The organism is Streptomyces sp. NPDC059248 (assembly GCF_042753905.1).
Taxonomy (GTDB): domain Bacteria; phylum Actinomycetota; class Actinomycetes; order Streptomycetales; family Streptomycetaceae; genus Streptomyces.
Map to the genome: position 1 here is coordinate 40,468 of NZ_JBHYZV010000023.1, position 19,553 is coordinate 60,020.

At 72.1% G+C, this 19,553-nt stretch carries 19 protein-coding genes and 1 pseudogene; 10 read left to right on the forward strand and 10 right to left on the reverse strand.

What is annotated here, in order from left to right; all coding sequences use genetic code 11:
• Positions 1 to 20: 20 nt before the first annotated feature.
• Positions 21 to 1,016, forward strand: a complete 996-nt coding sequence (gene coaA / locus ACFXG1_RS12445) for a type I pantothenate kinase (RefSeq protein ID WP_384713182.1) — start codon at positions 21 to 23, stop codon at positions 1,014 to 1,016.
• A gap of 39 nt (positions 1,017 to 1,055) precedes the next feature.
• Positions 1,056 to 1,991 carry a DUF389 domain-containing protein gene (locus tag ACFXG1_RS12450; RefSeq protein ID WP_384713185.1) on the forward strand — a complete coding sequence of 312 codons (936 nt, stop codon included), beginning with the start codon at positions 1,056 to 1,058 and terminating at the stop codon, positions 1,989 to 1,991.
• 35 nt (positions 1,992 to 2,026) lie between these two features.
• Here the strand turns inward: ACFXG1_RS12450 and ACFXG1_RS12455 are convergent, their stop codons facing one another.
• The 5 genes and pseudogenes from ACFXG1_RS12455 to fxlM all read right to left on the reverse strand — a co-directional run bounded on the left by ACFXG1_RS12455 (position 2,027) and on the right by fxlM (position 7,657).
• Positions 2,027 to 3,265: a lanthionine synthetase LanC family protein gene (locus tag ACFXG1_RS12455; RefSeq protein WP_384713188.1), complete on the reverse strand. Its 1,239-nt coding sequence runs from the start codon at positions 3,263 to 3,265 to the stop codon at positions 2,027 to 2,029.
• Positions 3,258 to 4,016, reverse strand: coding sequence for a thiopeptide-type bacteriocin biosynthesis protein (locus ACFXG1_RS12460; protein ID WP_384713200.1), 759 nt, complete (start codon positions 4,014 to 4,016; stop codon positions 3,258 to 3,260). The genes ACFXG1_RS12455 and ACFXG1_RS12460 overlap by 8 nt, the downstream gene beginning before the upstream one ends.
• 252 nt (positions 4,017 to 4,268) lie before the next feature.
• Positions 4,269 to 6,069 (reverse strand): annotated as a pseudogene (locus tag ACFXG1_RS12465) (lantibiotic dehydratase family protein); the annotation flags it as partial.
• Positions 6,070 to 6,195: 126 nt separating this feature from the next.
• Positions 6,196 to 6,378, reverse strand: a complete 183-nt coding sequence (locus ACFXG1_RS12470; protein WP_384713191.1) for a hypothetical protein — start codon at positions 6,376 to 6,378, stop codon at positions 6,196 to 6,198.
• An 82-nt stretch (positions 6,379 to 6,460) separates the two neighbouring features.
• Positions 6,461 to 7,657, reverse strand: a complete 1,197-nt coding sequence (fxlM, locus tag ACFXG1_RS12475; RefSeq protein ID WP_384713192.1) for a methyltransferase, FxLD system — start codon at positions 7,655 to 7,657, stop codon at positions 6,461 to 6,463.
• 259 nt (positions 7,658 to 7,916) lie between these two features.
• Between fxlM and ACFXG1_RS12480 the strand changes: the two genes are divergently transcribed.
• From ACFXG1_RS12480 to ACFXG1_RS12510, 7 genes are all read left to right on the forward strand, one after another.
• Positions 7,917 to 8,282 (forward strand): DUF2089 domain-containing protein, encoded by a 366-nt coding sequence (locus tag ACFXG1_RS12480; protein WP_384742300.1) that lies wholly within the window; start codon positions 7,917 to 7,919, stop codon positions 8,280 to 8,282.
• Positions 8,279 to 8,539 carry a hypothetical protein gene (locus ACFXG1_RS12485; protein ID WP_384714929.1) on the forward strand — a complete coding sequence of 87 codons (261 nt, stop codon included), beginning with the start codon at positions 8,279 to 8,281 and terminating at the stop codon, positions 8,537 to 8,539. The genes ACFXG1_RS12480 and ACFXG1_RS12485 overlap by 4 nt, the downstream gene beginning before the upstream one ends.
• A gap of 20 nt (positions 8,540 to 8,559) precedes the next feature.
• Positions 8,560 to 8,991 (forward strand): hypothetical protein, encoded by a 432-nt coding sequence (locus tag ACFXG1_RS12490; RefSeq protein ID WP_384714932.1) that lies wholly within the window; start codon positions 8,560 to 8,562, stop codon positions 8,989 to 8,991.
• A 104-nt stretch (positions 8,992 to 9,095) separates the two neighbouring features.
• Positions 9,096 to 10,091, forward strand: a complete 996-nt coding sequence (locus ACFXG1_RS12495) for an ATP-binding cassette domain-containing protein (protein ID WP_384720389.1) — start codon at positions 9,096 to 9,098, stop codon at positions 10,089 to 10,091.
• Positions 10,088 to 10,879, forward strand: a complete 792-nt coding sequence (locus ACFXG1_RS12500) for an ABC transporter permease (protein ID WP_384720386.1) — start codon at positions 10,088 to 10,090, stop codon at positions 10,877 to 10,879. Before ACFXG1_RS12495 ends, ACFXG1_RS12500 begins: the two co-directional genes overlap by 4 nt.
• Before the next feature lie 95 nt (positions 10,880 to 10,974).
• Positions 10,975 to 12,063, forward strand: a complete 1,089-nt coding sequence (locus tag ACFXG1_RS12505; protein ID WP_384720383.1) for a protein kinase family protein — start codon at positions 10,975 to 10,977, stop codon at positions 12,061 to 12,063.
• A 72-nt stretch (positions 12,064 to 12,135) separates the two neighbouring features.
• Positions 12,136 to 12,693 carry a DUF6584 family protein gene (locus tag ACFXG1_RS12510; RefSeq protein WP_384720380.1) on the forward strand — a complete coding sequence of 186 codons (558 nt, stop codon included), beginning with the start codon at positions 12,136 to 12,138 and terminating at the stop codon, positions 12,691 to 12,693.
• A 118-nt stretch (positions 12,694 to 12,811) separates the two neighbouring features.
• On the opposite strand, the gene glmM is transcribed toward ACFXG1_RS12510, so the two are convergent.
• From glmM to ACFXG1_RS12530, 4 genes are all read right to left on the reverse strand, one after another.
• Entirely contained in the window at positions 12,812 to 14,170 is a 1,359-nt protein-coding gene (gene glmM, locus ACFXG1_RS12515; RefSeq protein WP_384742304.1) for a phosphoglucosamine mutase, read from the reverse strand.
• A gap of 198 nt (positions 14,171 to 14,368) precedes the next feature.
• Entirely contained in the window at positions 14,369 to 14,887 is a 519-nt protein-coding gene (rpsI, locus tag ACFXG1_RS12520) for a 30S ribosomal protein S9 (protein ID WP_384714923.1), read from the reverse strand.
• A gap of 43 nt (positions 14,888 to 14,930) precedes the next feature.
• A complete protein-coding gene (rplM, locus tag ACFXG1_RS12525) occupies positions 14,931 to 15,374 on the reverse strand; it encodes a 50S ribosomal protein L13 (RefSeq protein ID WP_384714920.1) in 444 nt (147 codons plus the stop codon).
• Positions 15,375 to 15,983: 609 nt separating this feature from the next.
• Positions 15,984 to 17,606: an ABC-F family ATP-binding cassette domain-containing protein gene (locus tag ACFXG1_RS12530; RefSeq protein WP_384714918.1), complete on the reverse strand. Its 1,623-nt coding sequence runs from the start codon at positions 17,604 to 17,606 to the stop codon at positions 15,984 to 15,986.
• Between the two features lie 55 nt (positions 17,607 to 17,661).
• Between ACFXG1_RS12530 and ACFXG1_RS12535 the strand changes: the two genes are divergently transcribed.
• Complete coding sequence (locus ACFXG1_RS12535; RefSeq protein ID WP_384714915.1) at positions 17,662 to 18,642, forward strand: hypothetical protein; 981 nt, start codon at positions 17,662 to 17,664, stop codon at positions 18,640 to 18,642.
• Here ACFXG1_RS12535 and truA read toward each other — a convergent pair.
• Positions 18,613 to 19,506, reverse strand: a complete 894-nt coding sequence (gene truA / locus ACFXG1_RS12540; RefSeq protein ID WP_384714912.1) for a tRNA pseudouridine(38-40) synthase TruA — start codon at positions 19,504 to 19,506, stop codon at positions 18,613 to 18,615. The genes ACFXG1_RS12535 and truA overlap by 30 nt on opposite strands.
• Positions 19,507 to 19,553: the final 47 nt, after the last annotated feature.

A 19,553-nucleotide genomic window follows, 5' to 3' on the forward strand; every position in this document is an offset into this window, starting at 1 on the left:
CCGCCCCCGACAATGGGCCTGTGATCACGACGCCGCCACGGAACAACCACCGCAAGGCCGCCGCCGACTCCACCCCGTACGTCGATCTCACCCGTGCGGAATGGAGGGCGCTGCGCGACAAGACCCCGCTCCCCCTCACCGCCGACGAGGTGGAGCGATTGCGCGGCCTCGGGGACGTGATCGACCTCGACGAGGTACGGGACGTCTATCTGCCGCTGTCCCGGCTGCTGAACCTCTACGTCAAGGCCACGGGCGAGCTGCGCGGGGCCCTGAACACCTTCCTCGGGGACACCGGCGGAGGCCATGGGGCGCAGCGGGGCACCCCCTTCGTCATAGGCGTGGCGGGCTCGGTGGCGGTCGGCAAGTCGACGGTCGCCCGGCTCCTCCAGGCCCTGCTCGCCCGCTGGCCCGAGCACCCCAGGGTCGAGCGGGTCACCACCGACGGCTTCCTGCTGCCGATGAAGGAGCTGCGGGCCAGGGGGCTGATGTCGCGGAAAGGATTCCCCGAGTCGTACGACCGCCGGGCGCTGACAAGGTTCGTCGCGGACATCAAGGCGGGCAAGGACGAGGTCACCGCGCCGGTCTACTCGCATCTGGTCTACGACATCGTCCCCGGGGAGCGTCTGGTGGTACGCCGCCCGGACATCCTCATCGTGGAGGGCATCAACGTCCTCCAGCCGGCCCTGCCGGGGCAGGACGGCCGGACCCGGGTGGCGCTCGCGGACTACTTCGACTTCTCGGTCTATGTGGACGCCCGTCCGGAGGACATCGAGAACTGGTATCTGCACCGCTTCCGGCGGCTGCGGGAGACCGCGTTCCGGGACCCGTCCTCGTACTTCCGCAAGTACACCGAGGTCTCCGAGGAGGAGGCGATGGAGTACGCCCGCGCCACCTGGCGCACCGTCAACAAGCCGAACCTCCTCCAGAACGTGGCCCCGACCCGCGGCCGTGCCACCCTGGTGCTGCGCAAGGGCCCGGACCACAAGGTCGCCCGCCTGTCCCTGCGCAAACTCTGACCCCGTCCCAGCCGAGCCAGCCGTGAGGAGCGTCCCGGTGTGCTGCATCTGCGACTGATCACCCCCGCCGACCGCACCGACGACGTCGTCCGGCTGCTCGAAGCGTCGGTGGGCACCGCCCATGTGGTGGTCCTGCCGGGCGCCGCCCGCGACCCGGCGGGCGATCTGGTCCTGTGCGACGTGGCCCGTGAGGCGGCCGATGAACTCATCGCCGACCTGCGGGAACTGCGGATCGACGAGACCGGCTGCATCGCCGTGGAGAACATCGACCTCTCCGTCTCCCGCCGCGCCGACGCGGCGGAGAAGGCGGCCCCGGGCGAGAGCGCGGACGCGGTCCTGTGGGAGCACCTGACGGACGCCACCCACGAGGAGTCCAGCCTCTCCGCCACGTATCTCGCCTTCATGTCGGTCGCCACGATGCTCGCCGCCTGCGGTGTGGTCCTCGACAACGCGATCCTCATCGTGGGCGCGATGGCGGTGGGCCCCGAGTTCGGCCCCCTGGCGGGCGTCTCCACGGCCCTGGTCCAGCGCGCCCCCCGGCTGGCGGCCCGCTCCCTGCTGGCCCTGCTGATCGGCTTCGTCACCGCGATGTCCGTAACGGTCGGCTTCAGCCATCTGATGACCTGGTTCGACCTCTTCGACGCCGCGGCCCTCGAAGGCCCCCGCCCCAACACGAACTTCATCTACCAGCCCGACGAGTTCTCCTTCGTCGTCGCCATCCTCGCGGGCGTCGCGGGCACCCTCTCCCTCACCTCCGCCAAGTCGGGCGCCCTCGTCGGCGTCGCCATCTCCGTCACCACGATCCCGGCCGCGGCGAACGCGGCGGTCGCCTTCTCCTTCGACGAGTACCGCCAGGCCTGGGGCTCCACGGAGCAGCTGCTCCTCAACCTCTTCGGCATCGTGGTGGCCGGCACCCTGACCCTGCTGGCACAGAAGCTCTTCTGGACCCGCCAGAGGAAACGCGCCAAGCGCTGACCTTCCAAGACCGGCCCGCCCACGTCCGACGGCCGTCAGTTCAGCAACAGGACCGCGTCCCAGGTGCCCCACCCCGGAACGGGCAGCAGCCCCTCGGCCTCCGCGAGCGCACAGGCCGCCCCGGTCACCCCGCCGAGGAACCCCGCGTCGGTAGCCCCGCCCGCCTCCTCTCCCGGTTCCCGGAGCAGGTCCGAGGTCAGCCGCAGGGCCCGCCGTGCCAGCTCCGTACAGCCCGCGCGGTGTGCGGCCTGGAGGACTCCGGCGCTGCCGTGGCAGAGGCCGGGGCCTTCGGTGTCCCAGCGGTCCTCGGGGCGCCGGGCGATCGCCGTGATCATGTCCCGGCCGGCTCGGCGCAGCCCGTCGTCCTCCAGGGCGCGCCCCGCGTGGGCGACGGCGGTGCCGATTCCGGCGGCGCCGTAGCACCACGCGTGGCGTCTGCCGGGGGCGGCCGACAGCCGCCGCGGGTCGGGTGGCCTTCGGAGCGCGTCTCCGCTGATGTGGGCGGGGCAGCCGTGATCGTCGTCGGTCCAGGACAGCAGCCAGTCCGCCGCCGTACGGATGGCCGTCCCCTGCCCCGGGACGGTGTATCCGGCGTCGGCGGCGAGGGAGAGCAGGGCGAGCGGCCCCGCGATGCCATGGGCGAGACCTGTGGTCGCGGCCCCGGACGGCGGCACTTCTCCGGCGAGAGGCAGCCGATGGTCCCCGGCGGGGAGCCACCATCCGGGCAGACCGTTCGCCGGTGCGCGGATCAGGCCGGTGAGAGTGGCGAGCGCGGCCGTCAGACCGGGAGCGGCGGGGGCGCAGCCGGCGCGGTACGCGACGAGCAGCACGCGACCGATGCCGGAGAGCCCCTTGACCGCGTCGTAGACGCCCCAGGGGGATCCCCGGTACCCGGCCGCGAGCCGTCGCCGCTGGTGCAGTGCGAGCCCGTGGGCCCGGGCCGTAAGCCAGGACGCGGCCCGGTCGAGGAGTTCGGGCCGGGGCTCTCGCAGATAGGCGCTCCCGACGACGACGGAGGCGGCGAGCGCTCCCGGTCCGCTGTGGATGCCGTCCGGCGCGCGGCCCCTCAGGAGCCCGGCGGCCGTCTCCCAATGCTGTTCGGCCCGTCGCGCGAGTGCCGGTTCCCCGGCGGCCAGGGCCGCCAGCAGGAGCGCCGTCCCGGGCAGCCCGTGGCTCAGGGTGGCTCCCCTCACGGGTCCGATATCGGCGACGAGTCGCTCCGGATCGGCCACGGTCCGGACGATCCGCTCGATGTGCCGCGCGGCCTCAGTCATGGGCGTACAGCAGGTCGGTCGCCAATGATCTGGCGACCCGCTCCAGCCCCGCGTCCGCCCCCAGCAGCCGGTTGCAGCTCAGGTGGACGAGGTCCGACGCACACCGTCCGGCGATGTCCGGGTCCGGCAGTACGTCGCCGTAGGCGGCGAGCGCCTTCTGCCGTACCGACCATGCTTCGGTGAGCCACGACGGGAGCCGGTGGCTTCGCGCGGCGGTACGCAGCCGGTCCCGCTCGTGGCGCTCCGCGCGGGTCAGCGGACCGCCCCGGACGGATCCCCGGACGACTTCCGGGACGGCTCCCGGGGCCGTGAGCGCCCTGGCGACCGCCACGGCGCAGATCGCCGCGAGCGGCAGGCGGTGGGGCTCGGCGCCCTCCTGTGTCTCCGTCACCAGCACGGTGAGGGCCAGCGCGCTGTCGGCGGCGAAAACGTCCTCGGCCGCGTCGACGGCACCTGGGCCGCCGTAGCGCGGGGTTTCCCGGATGTACGGCTCGTAGTGGAGGTGTCCGTCGCTCAACCCCTGCTCGGCCAGGCCGGAGCCCCAGCGGAGAAGCATGTGCCGGATCTCCCGCAGCGCGTCGGGAGGCCCGCAGTAGCGCAGTCGCAGTTGCGGGCCCAGCGCCGGGGTGCGGTAGCGGAGCCAGTACAGGCGTGCGGCGGCGGGTGGGGCGGCCAACTGCCGCAGGGCCGCGTCCTGATGCCGGACGGGCACGGCGAGGGCGGCCGAGAGCCAGCCCGAACCCGGTGGCATCAGGTCCGCGCGACGCGGCCGTACGGCGGTCCGCGGGTCGACGGGGCACCGGGGTTCCGCCGGGGCCGACCGGTGCAGAGGGACGACGAGTTCGAGGAGATGACGGCCGTCCGGGCCGGTGACGGGGCGCTCGCCGTCGCCGTGCCCGATGGCCTCCGCCAGGGTGCGGGTCCCGCGCAGCACCGTCCGGCGAAGGATCTCCCGGTGCGTCGTGTCGGCCGTCCGCAACGGCAGCCCCCGGTCGGACTCCTCGGCGACGACTTCACCGGGCGGCGCCGGCCGTGCCTCGGTGAGCCAGTCCGCCAGCCGGCTGTGCCAGAGGGAGCGCCGGGACGCGGCGGCGATCAGGTCGTCGGGGAGCAGCCAGCGCCGGGGCACGAGCACGGTCCCGCGGTAGGTGACCCTGGGGGTGTACGGGAAGATCTCGGCCCGACCCCAGGACCAGGTGTGCCAGGGGCGCTCGCCGACGTGCCCCAGCAGGTGCAGCAGCCGGGCGGGAGCGGGCAGCAGGTCCCGGGTGATCCGGCTGAACAGGACGGGCACGACCTGCCGTCGCAGCGCGGTGGACCACAGCAGCGGGCGGCCGTCGCTCGAAAAGATCACCAGGTCACGGGGGTGGAGATCACCGTCCCGGGGTGGAACACCGACAGGAATCCGGTACGGGGCGAAGCCCGTCTCGACGGCGAGACCGGCGGTCCGGGCCGTCAGGGGGGTGCACACGATCTCCGCGACGGCCGCTCCCTCTTCTCCGGCTGCCGGGGCCGTCGGAGCAGGTCCGGGAAGCAGGGCGGCGAACCTGCCGGCCGCCGAGCCGGCGGTCTGGGCGGAGTGCCGGCCCACCACGAGCCGGACGGAACCGTGCGGACCGGACACCACCCGGACATGGATCTCGGCGGAACGCGGAGGTACGCCACCGGGACGGGCCAGGTGCTCGACCCACTCCTCGGTCAGCTCCACGTCCGCCCACCCCTCGGCGTACGACTCCGCCAGGAGGCGGGCGAGAGCCCGTTCGCGTTTGTCGTCGTCGACGGAAGCGGCGGCCAGTCCGTCGGCGGCCCCGGGAGGACCGATCCCGGCCACCGGATCGACGGCTTCCAGCAGGGGAACGGCGCTGATGCCCGTACGCGGCGGTGAACCGTGCCGACCAGTCGCCCAGCGGAGGCCGACGCGCGCCGACGCGCCACAGCACTCCAGCGGCCTCCGCCGCCCTCCGGCCGATCTCGGCGGGTAACCGGAGTTCCGCGTCGGCCACGGTGTCCACGGTGATCGGCCGGTCGACGACCCGGACCCGGTCGGCCACGCGGCGGGCGGCGCGCAGCAGCGCCAACCGGCGGGCGGATCCCGGCGGGTGAGCGTCCGCGCTTTTGAGCGCTCGCCGCAGCCGGACGAGGGACGGGCGAAGGCTCACGGTGTCGGGGATCCGCGCCAGAAGATGCGCGAGTGGATCCTGTCGCGCGTCCCGGGGCAGAAGGTCGGTGAGGAGCAGTCCCGTGCTGATCATCTGTACGAGCGCGGACCGTGCCGCCTCGGCGTCGGCGCCGGGGTAGCGGGCCACGATCGCGTCGATCACCTCGGCACCCCGGACACCCCCGGTACAGACCGTCAGCAGCCAATCCGAAAGATCCGTCACCCGGACGCTGCCGAGCCGTCCCCGTCCTGGTGCGGCGTGCTCGGCCTCGAAGCGTGCACCGCGGCGCACCGTCAGGTTGTTGGTGGTGAGGGTCAGCCGGGGAACCGTCCCGGGCTGATCCAGCAGCCGGTCGGCGCACTCCCGGAGCCACAGCGGGCTCGGCGCGCTCACCGGCCGGTGGTCCGTCCCGAGCCGGAGTACGGTTCGGTCGCCCGCCAGCGCGACGGGGGCGACCGCGCACCACACCCCGTGCGGGGTCGTCCGTTCACGGGCCCGTAGCGCATAGGCCGTGCGGGTGGCCTCGGCCCGGACCGTGTCACCCGCGTCCGCCGTCGCGCGGGACGCCAGCAGCAGCCCCTCCGTGAAGAGTCCGTCGTGCCCCGGCGAGCCGTCGCCGCCGGCCGTCAGGGGTATCCGGCCCATGGCCGCCGGACCGTACCCGAACACTTGCCCCACCACGCCCCCAACTCCAGGATGTCCGGGGCGGCACGGACCGGTGGGCCCGCGCCGCCCCGTTCTACCGCCGGTTCATCCGGTTCGTCACAGGGTCTACCGGGCGCCCGGGATCAGGCACCCCGTCGTCGGGCCCTGTGGCGGGGACGGCCCGCAGCCGTCTCCGGTGGTGTCACCGTCGGCGTCGTCGCCGTCGGTCTCGGCGAAGCCGTCCCGGATCCGCGACAGATCGACATGGGCGGCGTCGAGCCGGAACACCTCGAACAGATCCGTGCTCATCTCGGTCAACCTCCTTCCTACGTCGTCGAAGGTGGTGGCACGCCCGGACCCGGCGGTCCGGGAGACTGTCGGGCTTACGTCCTCACGGCCAGGCGAGCACCAGCGGGAGGCCCGGCCGTTCCAGCACCCGATGGACGCCCGGACCCCGTTCGGGCCCGCCCCGGGGGAAGACGCGCAGAACGGGGCCCGGCCCGGCCCGGTGGTCGCGGTCCCAGGTTCGTAACTGCCGGGCGAACTCTTCCGCCGCGGTGTCGTCGCCGCCGTACCGGACGACGCCGTACTCGAAACGCGAGCCCCCGGCGTCCGCCGGGCGCATCGTCAGATGGGCGAGGCCGGTGTCGTCCCAGGTGGCGGGGGATCCTCCCGGCAGTGCCCGGACGTCACCCGGCCCGGTCCCGGTCGTGTGCAGCCGCCCGAAGACGTCCAGCACGGTGGCCAGCCACAGATCGACGACGGGCCGGGTGCCCTCGGTCGCGCCGACGGTCACCCCCGTCCACACCTCCCGGCGCTCCCCCGCCAGGGCCGCGGTGAGGGCGTCGGCATCGGGCCGGGGGCCGCCGTCCCACCGCAGCCGCACGCCCTCGCCCAGCGGGGTGGTCGCCATGGGGTTACGGGCGGCCGGGCCGCGCATCCGGACGAAGCCGCACAGGTCCCAGCCGTCGCCGACCCAGTGGTCGCCCTCGCGGACGAAGGTCAGCAGCCGTCCCAGGCCCCGCAGCCGGAGCGGGACGACCAGCCGGCCGTCGTCCGTGAGCTGGTCCAGCCACGCGGGGGCTATCGAGGTGGCCTGGACGGTGACGACGGTCCGGTCGTACGGTCCCCCGCCGGGGACCCCCAGCGTCCCGTCACCGGTCACCAGACGTACCTCCGCGATCCCCGCGTCCCGCAGCGACCGCGCCGCCCGTTCGATCACATCGGGATCGATGTCCAGGCTGGTCACCTCGCCTTTCTCGCCGACCAGACGGGACAGCAGCGCGGCGTTGTAGCCACCGGAGCCGATCTCCAGCACCCGGTCCCCCGGGGCCACGTCGAGGCGCTCCAGCATGGTGGCCACCAGCCAGGGGGCCGAGACGGAGCTGAGGGGGGTGCCGTCCGTGTCGCGCTTGGTGAACACGGCGTCGTCGCGGTACGCCTCCGTCAGCGGCACCCCCGGGACGAACAGATGACGTGGCACCGCCGTGAACGCGTCCGCCACCTCCGGAGTGGTGATTCTCCCGCTGCTCCGCAGCTCTTCGACCAGGGCCTCGTGCAGTGCGACAGCGGGCGGCTCGATATCCAAAGCTCCTCCAACACCCTTGGAATCAGGGCGAGTTACCTCATCCTGACAGTCCGCTATCGAGTAGTCGAGGAGCGCCGCGCGGGATACCCCTCCCGCGTGAACGCGCGCCGACCGCTGACGGCCCCCCTGGACACCCTCGACCCTCGATTCAGTTTCTCAACCTCCAGATTAAGAAAATCAAGATCCATGCGTTGACTCCTCAAAAAACTCAAGATACAAATGAACAGCGGGCACACCGTCGAGAGCAAGGGAGCCGAAGGTGGACTGGCAGGAGCTGACGGATCTGACGCGCGGGCAGCCGTTCGTGGTCGAGCGGGTCCGCCTCGTGGGCAGCGGTGTCGCGATCGAGGGGCAGTTCGAGCCGCCGCAGCTGGCCGCACTCGACGTCGACGACCAGGTGTTCATCGCCGCGTTCGTACGGTCGCACGGGTCGATCAAGGAGATGGAGCGGATCTTCGGGGTGAGCTACCCGACGGTCAAAGCCCGGCTGAAGCGGATCGCCGAGCGGCTCGACTTCGTCGACACCGCCCCGGCGCCCACCGGTGCCGCCGAGGTCGTCGAGCGTCTGAGGCGCGGGGAGATCAGCGCCCAGGAGGCACTGGCCGAGCTGGAGGGGCCCCGGTGATTCCGCTGCTGGTGACGGTGGGATACCGGCGCTCGAACGGCCAGCGGCGGCAGGTGCATGTTCCCGTACCGCCGGTTCTGGTGGTGCTGTCGCCGCTGGTGCTGCTCGCCGTCCTGGCCGGTCTCGTCGCCTGCCGCGCCGCCGGGGCGAGCGCGACGCGCGCGCTGCGCGACACCGGGCGGCTGCTGTGGGCTCTGCCCGGCACCCGGTTCGAAATGGAGCAGGGCCGAACGGCCGTATCGGTAAGCGTCAGATGAGTCGAGGAGAAGAAGCGACAGTGAACGAGCAGCGCCGTCAGATCCTGGAGATGCTGGCCGAGGGCAAGATCACCGCGGATGAGGCCGAGCGGCTGATCGACGCCCTCGAACGGGAGCGGCCCGACGCGCCGCCCGGAACCACGCCCCGTCCGAAGACGCGGCCCAAGCACTTGCGTGTGGTGGTGGACTCCGCGGACGAGTCCGGCGGGGACGGGACGAGCCGGATCGACGTCCGGATCCCGTTGCAGCTGCTGCGCGCCGGGGTCAGGCTCACCAGCCTCATCCCCCCGCGAGCGCTCACGAAGGTCAACGCCGAGCTGGACAAGGCGGGGGTGCCGATCGACCTCGGCGAGCTGAAGCCGGAGCACCTCGAAGAGCTGGTCGAGCAGCTCGACGACGTCAGGGTCGACGTCGACGACGCGGAGTCCACGGTGCGGGTCTTCTGCGAGTGACACCACCCCCGGCGCCCGCGGCCCGTCCGGTTCACGAAACCGGGCCGGGCCGCCCGCGCCGGGGCGAGCACCGCCGTTCACCGGTTGACGAAAAGGAGGGCTCCATGCCCATATCTGTCATGCCCACATCCAAACAGGGCGGCGCCCGGCCGCCCGCCGCCGTCTCCGCCACCGGTCTGCGGAAGTCGTACGGCGACAAATCCGTCCTCGACGGCATCGATCTCGACATCCCGGCCGGGTCGGTGTTCGCGCTACTCGGTCCGAACGGCGCGGGCAAGACCACCGCCGTGAAGATCCTCTCCACCCTTGTCCGCGCCGACGGCGGCAGCGCCCGGATCGCGGGCCACGACCTGGCAGCCGAGCCCCGGGCCGTCCGCGCCGCGATCGGTGTCACCGGCCAGTTCTCCGCCGTCGACGGACTGATCACCGGCGAGGAGAACATGCTCCTCATGGCCGATCTGCACCATCTGTCGCGGCGGGACGGCCAGCGGATCACCGCGGAGTTACTGGAGCGGTTCGACCTCACCGAAGCGGCGAAGAAGCCCGCGCAGAGCTACTCCGGCGGGATGAAGCGGCGCCTCGACATCGCGATGACCCTCGTCGGCGCCCCGCGGATCATCTTCCTCGACGAGCCGACCACCGGCCTCGACCCGCGCAGCCGCCACACCATGTGGCAGATCATCCGCGAGCTGGTCTCCGGCGGTGTCACCGTCTTCCTCACCACCCAATACCTGGAGGAGGCCGATCAACTCGCCCACCGCATCGCCGTCCTGAACAACGGCCGGATCGCCGCCGAAGGCACCGCCGACGACCTCAAGAGGCGGATACCCGGCGGCCATATCCGGCTCCGCTTCACCGACCCGGCCGCGTACCGGCACGCTGCCGACACCCTGCGCGAGACCACCCGCGACGACGACGCCCTCGCCCTCCGGATCCCCAGCGACGGCAGCCAGCGCGAACTGCGGTCCGTACTCGACTGGCTGGACTCCACCGGGATCGAGGCCGACGAACTGACCGTCCACACCCCCGACCTCGACGACGTCTTCTTCGCCCTCACCGGCCCCGCCGTCCCGCACCAGCCCGAGGAGACCACCCGGTGAGCACGCTCCCCCTCGCCGTCCGCGACTCGTCCACGATGCTGCGGCGCAATCTGCTGCACATCAGGCGCTATCCGTCGATGACCCTGAACCTGCTGCTCACCCCGGTCATGATGCTGCTGCTCTTCGTCTACGTCTTCGGCGACACCCTGAGCGCCGGCATGAACGGCGGAGTCGCCGACCGCTCCGCCTACATCGCCTATCTCGTCCCCGGCCTGCTGCTGATGACCATCGGCAGCACCACGATCGGCACCGCCGTGTCCGTATCGATGGATATGACCCAGGGCATCGTCGCCCGTTTCCGCACCATGGCCGTCCACCGCGGCTCCGTCCTCGTCGGACATGTCGCCGGCAGCGTCCTCCAGGCGGTCCTGAGCACAGTCGTCGTCGGCGCCGTCGCCCTCGCCGTCGGCTTCCGCTCCACGGACGCCACCGCCATCGAGTGGTTGGCCGCCTTCGGGCTGGTCTCGCTCTTCGCCCTGGCGCTCACCTGGATCGCCGTCGGAATGGGCCTGGCAGGACCGAACCCGGAGGCCGCGGGCAACAACGCGATGCCACTGATCCTCCTGCCGCTGGTGTCGAGCGCCTTCATCCCCGCCGATACGATGCCGGGCTGGTTCCGGCCGATCGTCGAGTACCAGCCCTTCACCCCGGCCATCGAGACCCTGCGCGGCCTGCTCCTCGGCACCGGGATCGGCCACAACGGCTGGCTCGCCCTCGCCTGGTGCGTGGGTCTCACCGTCCTCGGCTACCTCTGGTCCGCATCCCTCTTCGACCGCGACCCGAGCTAGTCGGCGTCGGCCGCGCGGGCAAGGGCTCATCGGGACCCGGGCCGTACCCGGGTCCCGCGTACAGTGCCCGGACACCCGGCCCGGAGGAGAGACACATGCACGCGGCACCGGACAGCGCGGACAGCACGGACAGCACGGACAGCGCGCGGCTCGACGCATACGAGACCGCAGCCACCGGTCTCGCCCTGCTCGGCGACCGGCGGCTCGCCGAACTGCTGGAGACCGCCGCCCCGCTGGGCTCCGGCATCGGCGGCACCTCCGCGCTGCTGGACGTCGCCGGGACACCCGTCTTCGTCAAACGCGTCCCGCTCACCGACCGCGAGCGGGCGCCGGAGCACCGGCACTCCACCTCCGATGTCTTCGGACTGCCCGCGTACTGCCACTACGGCGTCGGCACCCCCGGATTCGGGGCCTGGCGCGAGCTGGCCGCGCACCGGATGACCACCAACTGGGTGCTCACCGGGGCGTACGACGGCTTTCCCCTCCTCTACCACTGGCGGGTACTGCCCGGCGCCGCACCGGCCCTTCCCGACGAACTCGCCGACGTCGAGGAGTCCGTGGCCTACTGGGGCGGCGGGCCGGAGATCCGCCGCCGTCTCGAAGAGCTGCGGGACGCCTCCGCGAGCCTCCTCCTCTTCCTGGAGTACATACCCACGACCCTGCACGACTGGCTCTCCGCGCGGATCGCGGCAGGACCCGCCGAGGCGGACACCGCCGTACGACAGGTCGAGGAGCAACTCGGCGCCGGAATCGCCCTGATGAACGATCGCGGACTGCTCCACTTCGACGGCCACTTCCAGAACGTCCTCACCGACGGCCGCCGCCTCTACTTCACCGACTTCGGCCTCGCGCTCTCCACCCGCTTCGACCTCTCCCCCGCCGAACACGACTTCGCCGCCCGCCACCACGCCCACGACCCGGCGTACACCCTGAGCTATCTGGTCAACTGGCTGATCACAGCCCTGTACGGGCATCGGAGGCCGGAGCGCGAGGCCCTGATCCGCGCCTGCGCGGCCGGGGCGGAGCCACCGCCGGGGCCCGCGGCGGCCCGCGCCGCGATCGTCCGCCACGCGCCGACCGCCGCCGTCGTCACGGACTTCTACGGCAGGCTCATGGACGAGAGCCGGCAGCTCCCGTACCCGGCGCAGGAGATCGACCGGGCACTCCTCCTCGGCCGGCGCTGACCACCCCTGACCGGCCGGCGCCGGACGGAAATCCGTTCGACGGCGGTCGGCGGGCTCCCCGATCATGCGTGCATGTCCCTACGAGAGACCCTCGCCCGTGCCGACGCCGATCTCGCCGCCGGACGTGTCCCCGTCGCCCGCCAGCGGCTGCGCGGACTGGTGTCGTCCTACCCCGCCGATCCGGCGCCGCGCCGACGGCTGGCCGAGGTGTACCGGCTGTACGGGGAGCCCGCCGAGGCGGGCCGCTGGATGTATCTCGAAGCGGACCGGGACCCGGCCGAGACCTCGGCCTTCGAGGAGCGGTACGGCGTCACCGGACGGCGGATGCGGGCGCTCGCCTGGCGCGGACCCGAATCGGACGCGCCCTCCGACTTCGCCCGCGACCAGCTCGCCACGGTACGTATCACCTGCTCGGAGGCGATCGGACGCCCCGTCGACTGGAGCGCGCCGCCGTCCCGTGCCGAGGAGTACGAGGTCGAGAGGGCGGCGGAGCGGTCTGCGGAGCGGGGAGAACGGCCGGGCGGTTGGATCGGCACGATCGGCGGGATCCTCGCGGCGATCGGCTGTCTGACGGCCGTCGCCGCCACCGTCACGATCTGGGTGATCGGGGTGATCGCCCTCTTCGACTGAACCGCAAGGCCCGCGGTGGGCTCTGCACAGGACCGCCGCCGTACGGTACGCCCGTGCCCCGGTGTACGCGTAGTACGCCGGGGCACGGGCGACGAAAAAACGGGAGCGGGAGCGGGCGTCAGCCCAGAGCCGACTTCACGGCGTCCGCCAGCCGCTCCGCGACCGCGCGCGCCTGCTCGATGTCGGCCGCCTCGACCATGACCCGTACCAGCGGCTCCGTACCGGAGGGCCGCAGCAGTACCCGGCCGGTCGTCCCCAGCTCGCGCTCCGCCTCGCCGACCGCGGCGGCCAGCTCGGCGGAGGTGTGGACCCGGGACTTGTCGACGTCCGGGACATTGATCAGGATCTGCGGCAGGCGCTCCATGACACCCGCCAGGTCGGCCAGCGACCGGCCCGTCGCCGCGACCCGGGCCGCGAGCATCAACCCGGTGAGGGTGCCGTCGCCGGTCGTCGCGTGGTCGAGGACGATCACATGGCCGGACTGCTCGCCGCCGAGCGCGTACCCGTGCTCCTTCATGGACTCCAGAACGTAGCGGTCACCGACCGCCGTCTGGACCAGTTCGAGGCCCTCGCGCTCCATCGCCAGCTTGAAGCCGAGGTTCGACATCACGGTCGCCACGACCGTGTCGCCGCGCAGGGTGCCCGCCTCGCGCATCGCCAGCGCCAGGACCGCGAGGATCTGGTCGCCGTCGATCTCCTCGCCCGCCGCGTCGACGGCCAGGCAGCGGTCGGCATCGCCGTCGTGGGCGATACCGAAGTCCGCGCCGTGCTCCACGACCGCGGCCCGCAGCTGCCCCAGATGGGTGGAGCCGCAGCCGTCGTTGATGTTCAGACCGTCCGGCGCCGCGCCGATCGTGACGACCTCGGCACCCGCCCGGGCGAACGCCTCCGGGGAGACCCGGGCCGCCGCGCCGTGCGCCTCGTCGAGGACGACCTTCAGCCCGTCGAGCCGGTTCGGCAGTACGGCCACCAGATGGGCGACGTACTTGTCGAAGCCCTCGTCGTAGTCGGTGACCCGGCCGACGCCCGCACCGGTGGGCCGGTCCCACGGCGCGCCGGTGCGGTGCTGCTCGTACACCGTCTCGATCCGGTTCTCCAGATCGTCGGCGAGCTTGTGGCCGCCGCGGGCGAAGAACTTGATGCCGTTGTCGGGCATGGCGTTGTGGCTGGCGGAGAGCATCACCCCGAGGTCGGCGCCGAGCGACCCGGTCAGATAGGCCACCGCGGGGGTGGGCAGTACACCCACCCGCAGTACGTCCACACCGGCACTGGCGAGCCCGGCGACCACGGCCGCCTCCAGGAACTCACCCGAGGCACGGGGGTCCCGCCCGACCACGGCGGTCGGCCGGTGTCCCTCGAAGGTGCCCGCCTCGGCGAGCACATGCGCCGCCGCCACCGACAGACCGAGCGCGAGCTCGGCCGTCAGATCCGCGTTGGCGACACCGCGCACACCGTCCGTGCCGAAGAGTCGTCCCACAACCGTCCTCCGAAAGTGCCTCGTGAGCCTTGCTCCGCGATTCAAAACAACGGGCCCGGCCGGGCCCTCCGCTCCGCCGGGACGGGCGGACGCCTTTGGTCAGCTTCGTACAGCTTCGTACAGCTGTGCAAAACGTACGCCCCGGTGGCACGAACAGTGCCGCCGGGGCGTACGGATGAACAGACCGAGCAGGCGTGATTAACGCTTGCTGTACTGCGGGGCCTTACGGGCCTTCTTGAGACCGGCCTTCTTGCGCTCGACCGCACGGTCGTCGCGGCTCAGGAAGCCCGCCTTCTTCAGCGCGCCGCGGTTGTTGTCCACGTCCGCCTCGTTCAGCGCGCGGGCCACGCCCAGGCGCAGGGCGCCGGCCTGGCCGGAGACGCCGCCACCCGAGATGCGGGCGATGACGTCGTAGCGGTTGTCGAGCTCGAGCACCTTGAAGGGCTCGTTCACTTCCTGCTGGTGCACCTTGTTCGGGAAGTAGTCCTCAAGGGTGCGCCCGTTGATCTTCCACTTGCCGGTGCCCGGAACGATCCGGACGCGGGCGATGGCGTTCTTACGACGGCCCAGGCCCGCGGCGGGCTGCGGCTCGCCGAAGCGGGACGCCAGCGACTCGGAGGTGTACTCGCCCTCCAGGGGCGCCTCCGACTCGAAGGTGGTGACCTCCTCGTAGGTCTCTTCGACCTCGACGGGGGTTTCAGCGGTGGTCTCGGCCACGATGCTCCTCAGATTCTTTTCGTCTTAGGGGGTGTGGCCGGACTTACTGCGCGACCTGGGTGATCTCGAACGGAACCGGCTGCTGCGCAGCGTGCGGGTGGTTCTCGCCCGCGTAGACCTTCAGCTTCGAGAGCATCTGACGGCCCAGGGTGTTCTTGGGGAGCATGCCCTTGATGGCCTTCTCCACGGCCTTCTCGGGGCTCTTCGCCATCAGCTCGTCGTAGCGGATGGAGCGCAGACCACCCGGGTAACCGGAGTGACGGTACGCCATCTTCTGGGTCCGCTTGTTGCCGGACAGGTGCACCTTGTCCGCGTTGACGATGATGACGAAGTCACCGGCGTCGACGTGGGGCGCGTAGATCGGCTTGTGCTTGCCCCGGAGGAGTGTGGCGGCGGTGGTGGCCAGACGGCCCAGGACAATGTCCTGCGCGTCGATGATGTGCCACTGGCGCGTCACATCGCCGGGCTTGGGGCTGTACGTACGCACGGTCGTAGCCTTCGCTTCTTCAGTGAGTGGGTCTTCCCCCGTCCGCGAGGACACGGGAAGAAGGTCCTGACAAGGCCACCCGAACGATCACGACAGCCGTGACAGCACGCCGGGGACGCAACCCGTGTGCCTGCCGCTGGTCATCGGCCCGGTGGACCGGCGTAAGGGCCCCTCACGTGAGATGGAGCAAGCCAATACGCATAACGAAGCAGAAGCTTACCCGGCCCCCTTCGCACGGGTCAAAGTCGCACCCCGTCGCCCTCCGAAAACGGACAGCGACGGCCGGGGGCCGGGGCCGGAAGAACGGCCGGAAATCATCGGTCGGAGCCCGATCCGCTCACCCGCAGCAGGGAGCCGGGATCCGGGATCCGAGGGGCGACGGCGCCCGTGACGGGCCGAAGGGCCCCGTACGACGAAAGTCTCCCACGCCGTCCACTTCCGGCGCCCGCGCGCGGCCCCGCCGACGCCTACCGTCCCGGTCATGCAGCAGCTGACCGAGTTCCTCGTGACCCAGAAGATCACCCCGATGGTCAACCAGTACCGGATCACCGCCGCCGCCGACGGGCGCCCCGAAGAGCCCGTGATCGCCTTCGCCCAGCAGAAGCCGGTCTACCGTGCCCGCCGTACCCGCCGCTCGTCCCAGACCGGCCCGTCGGTCTCCCGGACCACCCCGTCCGCCCCGAAGACCAGATACCGGTCGAAGGAGCGGGCGAACCACCGGTCGTGGGTGACGGCCAGCACCGTCCCCTCGTACGCCTCCAGGCCGTCCTGAAGGGCCTGCGCCGACTCCAGGTCCAGGTTGTCCGTCGGCTCGTCCAGCAGCAGCGCCGTCGTGCCCGCCAGCTCCAGCAGCAGGATCTGGAAGCGCGCCTGCTGCCCGCCGGAGAGCCGGTCGAACGGCAGGTCGCCCTGCCGCTCCAGCTCGTACCGCCGCAGAACGGACATCGCGCCGCCCCGGTCCCGGGCGAACTCCGTCCACAGGATGTCGACCAGGGGCCGCCCGATCAGCTCCGGATGGGCATGGGTCTGCGCGAAGTGGCCGGGCACCACCCGGGCGCCGAGCTTCCACAGACCCGTGTGCTCCACCGTGCCCTCCCCCGCCAGCAGCCGCAGGAAGTGCGACTTCCCGGAGCCGTTGGAGCCCAGCACGGCCACCCGCTCGCCGTAGAAGACCTCCAGGTCGAAGGGCTTCATCAGCCCGGTCAGCTCCAGCCGCTCGCAGGTCAGCGCCCGGACCCCGGTCCGTCCTCCGACCAGCCGCATCCGGATCTCCTGCTGCCGCGGCGGCTCCGGCGGCGGCCCGGCCTCCTCGAACTTCCGGAACCGGGTCTTCGCCGCCTGGTACCGCGACGCCATCTCGTCGCTCCGCGCCGCGTACTGCTGGAGGTCCAGGACCAGCTTCTTCAGCCGCGCCCGCTGCTCGTCCCAGCGCCGCCGCAGCTCCTCGAACCGCTCGAAGCGCTCCGTCCGCGCCTGGTGGTAGGTGTCGAAGCCGCCGCCGTGCACCCAGACGTCCGACCCGGCGGGGCTGGGCTCCACACTGACGATCTTCTCCGCCGCCCGGGACAGCAGCTCACGGTCGTGGGAGACGAAGAGGACCGTCTTACGGGTCTCCTTCAGCCGCTCCTCCAGCCAGCGCTTCCCGGGGACGTCCAGATAGTTGTCCGGTTCGTCGAGGAGCAGCACCTCGTCCGGGCCGCGCAGCAGCGCCTCCAGCGCCAGCCGCTTCTGCTCGCCGCCGCTCAGCGTCTTCAGATCCCGGAACTGGGCCCGCTCGTACGGCACGCCCAGCGCCGCCGTCGTACACATGTCCCAGAGCGTCTCGGACTCGTACCCGCGTGCCTCCGCCCAGTCGCTGAGCGCCTGGGCGTACCGCATCTGGGCGGCCTCGTCGTCCACGGTCATGATCAGGTGCTCGGCCTCGTCGACCGCCCGGGCCGCCTCCCGGATCCGCGCGGGGGCCACGGACACCAGCAGGTCACGGACCGTACGGTCGTCCCGTACGGAGCCGATGAACTGGCGCATCACCCCGAGCCCGCCGCTGACGGAGACCGAGCCGCCGTGCGGCTGGAGCTCCCCCGCCAGCAGCCGCATCAAGGTCGTCTTGCCCGCGCCGTTGGCCCCCACCAGGGCCACCACCGCGCCGTCCCCGACCCGGAACGAGGCGTCGGCCAGCAGCACCCGCCCATCGGGAAGGTAGTACTCCAGATGCGCGGCTTCGAGATGTCCCATCCTTCGATGATGAGGCCCGATACCCCCTTCGCCCAACCGGTTTAGGATGCGCGACATGAGCTTCGGTCAGGGGGGGCCTCCGTGGGGGGCCGGCGAAGGACAGCAGAATCAGGACCCGAACCAGAACCGGCCCGCCCCGTGGCAGGGCGGGACACCGTACGGCTCCGGGCCCCAGGGCCACGATCCGTACGGCAACCGTGCCCAGGGCCCGGACGGCGGGCCCTTCGGCCAGGGCGGCGGGCCCGGCACCCCGGACTGGGCCGCGCTGGCCGACGCCTCCGCGTCCCGCGCCCGCCGGCGGCGCCGGCTGATGATCGGCGGCGGGGCGCTGGCGACCGTCGCGATCGCCGCGCTCGTGGCGACCGCGATCGTCACGTCGAACAACGGTTCCAAGGGTGCCGACCGGGCCGACGGCAAGGAGAGCGCCACCTCCGGGCCGACCGAGCCCGGACCCTCGTTCTCGTCGGTCGCCCCGCCGCCCCCGCCGAACCCCAACGACTTCATCGCCGACGAGAAGAAGGACAAGGCGCCCCTGACGCTCGACGGCCTCTTCCCCGGGACGACGATCACCGCCGAGGGCCGTACCTACACCGAGGCGGCCAACCACCGGACCGCGAACTGCGCCTCCGTCGCCCAGCGCGGCCTCGTGGGCGCCCTGCGGAGCAACAACTGCGACCAGGTGTTCCGGGCCACGTATCAGCAGGACGGTCTCGCGGTCACCGTCGGTATCGCGGTCTTCGGCACCACGGCGGAGGCCCGGCGGGCCAAGGAGACCATGAAGAACATCGCGCCCCTGGCCGGGAAGGGCGTCGGCTCCTTCTGCCAGGGCGGCCGGCGGATCTGTCTCTTCACCTCGAACCAGGTCGGCCGGTACGCGTACTACACCGCGACCGGCTACACCGGTACGAAGAACGTCACCACCGGCGACACCCGGGCCTACCGCATGAACAACGACGTCGCGGACTTCGTCTTCCGGCAGATCGCGGCCCGGGGCACCGCCCAGGCGTCAGCAGCAGTCGGCGGGCCCGGGAACTGATCCGGCGCCCCCGGCCGGCGGCAGGGTCCGCCGGTTGCGGGCCTCCCGGCTGCGGGCCGCCAGCAGCTCGTCGGCCGGATAGCCGACCTCCTCCAGGGTGAGCCCGTGCGGCCGTACGACATGGACGGCGGAGTCCCGGACGCCCGCGGCCAGGACCCGCGCGGGCCACTCCACCGGCCGGTGCCCGTCGCCGACGAAGACCAGCGCGCCCACGAGGGAGCGGACCATGTTGTGGCAGAAGGCGTCGGCCCGCACGGTCGCCGTGACGATCCCCGAAGCGTCCCGCTCCCACTCCAGCCGCTGGAGGGTGCGGATGGTGGTCGCGCCCTCGCGCCGCTTGCAGTACGCGGCGAAGTCGTGCTCCCCGAGCAGCCCCCGGGACGCCTCGTTCATCGCCGCCACGTCGAGCGGCCAGTCGTGCCACAGGACGTGCCCGCGCAGCAGCGGGTCCACCCCGCCCGGGTGGTCGGAGATCCGGTAGGCGTACCGCCGCCAGACCGCCGAGAACCGCGCGTCGAAGCCCGCGGGGGCCTCATCGGCACGCCAGATCCGCACATCGCGCGAGAGCCGCCCGGCGAGCCGCTTCAGCAGCTTCTCCCGGTGCTCGGCCCACACCGCGGCGGGCAGGTCCACATGGGCGACCTGGCCGCGGGCGTGCACCCCGGCGTCGGTCCGGCCCGCGACGGTCAGCTCGTACGTCACCGGGGACCTGGTCACCGTACGCAGCGCGTCCTCGATCTCGCCCTGGACGGTCCGGCGGCCCGCGGCCTGCTTGGCCCAGCCGGAGAAGGCGGTCCCGTCGTACGACAGATCGAGCCGTACCCGCACCAGACCGGGCGGGACGCCGTAGCCGTCATCAGTCACGTGAAGATCCTCGTCTCTGCGGGGGTCGGCAGCGGGGGTCGGCAAAC

Excerpts from the sequence above, each read along its gene's own strand:
- ACFXG1_RS12455 (WP_384713188.1), bottom strand. The coding sequence starts at position 3,265 with ATGACTGAGGCCGCGCGGCACATCGAGCGGATCGTCCGGACCGTGGCC.
- ACFXG1_RS12460 (WP_384713200.1), bottom strand. The coding sequence starts at position 4,016 with ATGCCACCGGGTTCGGGCTGGCTCTCGGCCGCCCTCGCCGTGCCCGTC.
- ACFXG1_RS12470 (WP_384713191.1), bottom strand. The coding sequence starts at position 6,378 with ATGAGCACGGATCTGTTCGAGGTGTTCCGGCTCGACGCCGCCCATGTC.
- ACFXG1_RS12495 (WP_384720389.1), top strand. The coding sequence starts at position 9,096 with ATGCCCATATCTGTCATGCCCACATCCAAACAGGGCGGCGCCCGGCCG.
- ACFXG1_RS12505 (WP_384720383.1), top strand. The coding sequence starts at position 10,975 with ATGCACGCGGCACCGGACAGCGCGGACAGCACGGACAGCACGGACAGC.
- ACFXG1_RS12510 (WP_384720380.1), top strand. The coding sequence starts at position 12,136 with ATGTCCCTACGAGAGACCCTCGCCCGTGCCGACGCCGATCTCGCCGCC.
- ACFXG1_RS12530 (WP_384714918.1), bottom strand. The coding sequence starts at position 17,606 with ATGGGACATCTCGAAGCCGCGCATCTGGAGTACTACCTTCCCGATGGG.
- ACFXG1_RS12535 (WP_384714915.1), top strand. The coding sequence starts at position 17,662 with ATGAGCTTCGGTCAGGGGGGGCCTCCGTGGGGGGCCGGCGAAGGACAG.